Origin of the sequence: Pseudomonas sp. HMSC063H08, assembly GCF_001813645.1 — a bacterium.
GTDB classification, from domain to species: domain Bacteria; phylum Pseudomonadota; class Gammaproteobacteria; order Pseudomonadales; family Pseudomonadaceae; genus Pseudomonas; species Pseudomonas aeruginosa.
The window spans coordinates 6647-8805 of sequence record NZ_KV813477.1 but is presented as its reverse complement, the minus strand read 5'-3'; the positions used below and the strand labels follow the sequence as shown (position 1 = coordinate 8805).

At 49.0% G+C, this 2159-nt stretch carries 1 protein-coding gene; it reads right to left on the bottom strand.

Annotated features, from left to right (window positions below):
- Window positions 1-1907: 1907 nt before the first annotated feature.
- On the bottom strand, window positions 1908-2159 hold a 252-nt coding region (locus HMPREF2924_RS34590), incomplete at its 5' end, for a Tn3 family transposase (protein ID WP_141765553.1).

Sequence of the window (2159 nt, the reverse complement as noted above, 5' to 3'; positions counted from 1 at the left end):
GGTCTGTACCGGTTCGAGGAAGGTACAGACAGGAGACAGGATCGCTTGGGATAGAGCAGCAGGAAATCATCACTACGTCGCCGGAGTATTTTTTACCGCTGTAAGGGCGAGTTGTTGGCGCATGGTGCAGAGGAGGGAGCCTAGTAACTCATAAGGTAGAAGTGAGCTTCCAAGCCATCTTGTATTCAGGTGTTTGCGCGGACTGAGCAGTCGCTGCCGAAACAGTTATTTTTGTTGCTAAGAGGCAGGAAGGCTGCGCGGAGATTCCTACTAGTAAATTAGATAGTTGTTGTCTTCTGAAACAGAATTGAAGCGAAATTGGGGGTAGGGTTTTTCTAGGTGAAGGGTAACTCTAGAGAATTACAAAGGTGTGACGCAAATGTTGTATTTTTCTTGCGATATGAAGATGGGTGGTTGGGTCGGATATAGGTACTTTTCTCTATTTTCTTTAATTGCTCTCATCTATGGGTGTGTCGGTGGTGGAGGTGGATCGGATGAGATTGGGCAGCACTGCTTTGAGAGAGAGCAGAAGCTTTCCGGAGTTAATGATAATGAAGAGGGGAGTGTGAGGTTGAATCGGCTGAACTGCGATCCAATTGAAGGTCGTGTTCTTGAATCAGAGAAGCTGATACGAAAGCCGCCCAATGAGCTGGGTATTAACTGAATGAATAATTTTTAGCCTGGAGAGGTCTTCTTGAAAATGAAAAAATCACTTGTTATGTCGACTGTGCTTTTGGTGGCGAGCAATCTCGCGTGTGCTGATGAGGGCTCAAATGATGGAAGTGAGATATGTCGGGCGCAGGGTGGAGTTGAAATAACAAGTCTGGGGGAAGTCTCAAAGGGTGTGGATGTTGAAGATGTTGTAGTTTGTTCGATTCTTCCAAGTAATATGAAGTCGAGTCAAAGAGCGCCTACACTCCCTCCTCTGCAAAGGATGATCATTTCGGCAATGCCTTCACCAGGAACGGTCACTGTTTCTGCCAGCGGAGATAGGAAATTTACAACATCTTGCCGGGCAAATCTTTATGCTCCACGTTATGCCAATTTCTATCCAGACGGTGTTAGCAGGGGAACATCAGATCTACGATGTGTTGGTTACAATACACCCGGGAATTCATCTCAAGGGTGTAATGTGTCATGGGTCGGCCCGACCGACATTCAATTGGGTGTTGAGCCATATGGCGGATCTGTTGTTGTAAACTACAGTTGCACTGCATTCAAAACAACGATTCCAGTGATAATGAGCTACAGTTATCGTGATGGGCGGGCAGTGTATGGTGAGGTCCAGAATGTGTCAGGAATAATAAATGTGGTTTTGAACTAAGGATGCGCCTTAGTAGGCTTTTATTTCAAGGTGTTCAGCTTGTGAATGTGCTGCAGGGCACTCTATAGAGTGCCCTGCATAGGCTGGAAGTCGTTTGGCTGAGGGCTAGTCTTTCGAGTTCGATATGGCACGTTGATGAAGGCTGGTAAAAAGTCCTGTCTGTGTGGGTGGCAGGCGAGTGGCGCGTTCAGACGCTAATGTGGAGTTCAAGGTAGGGTTCCGACGCCGAGGATCCTCTTTGGGTGGAGTCATTTGCTGAGCCATGCAGTTATAAGACAGGCTACGTGCTCCATTGACTTGGACATCGATACACGAAGATTCAGATTGTTCATCCGAGTGTGACTCCGCGGGCGGGGAGGCAGCAGTCTGCTGTGCCAAACTAACTATAGGCAACAAGAATATAATTCGAAGAATTTTAATAAGCATTCCAATCTCCTTAACCCTGAGGGTTGGATGAGATTCAATAGTAACCTCAAGCTATTAGGAAAGATGAACCGCCTATCGTTTTGTAGCCTTGGTTAGGTCAGGCACGCGCTAGTGAGTAGTACCAGGGGAGGCCGCAGAAAACGGAAAAAATCGTACGCTAAGGTTTTCCGGGCATTCGTAGCGGCCGAAACTTTCCGTCCTCCAGCCTGCGGCTCTGCCGCCAGACGTAATCGCCGGTCAGGTTGATGTGCTCCCATCCCAGCGGCGACAGGTATTGCAACAGCTCGTCGTCCACCGGCTTGCCCGTGTCGCCCATCGCCTGGGTGGCGCGCTCCAGGTACACCGTGTTCCACAACACGATGGCGGCAGTCACCAGATTGAGGCCGCTGGCCCGGTAGCGCTGCTGCTC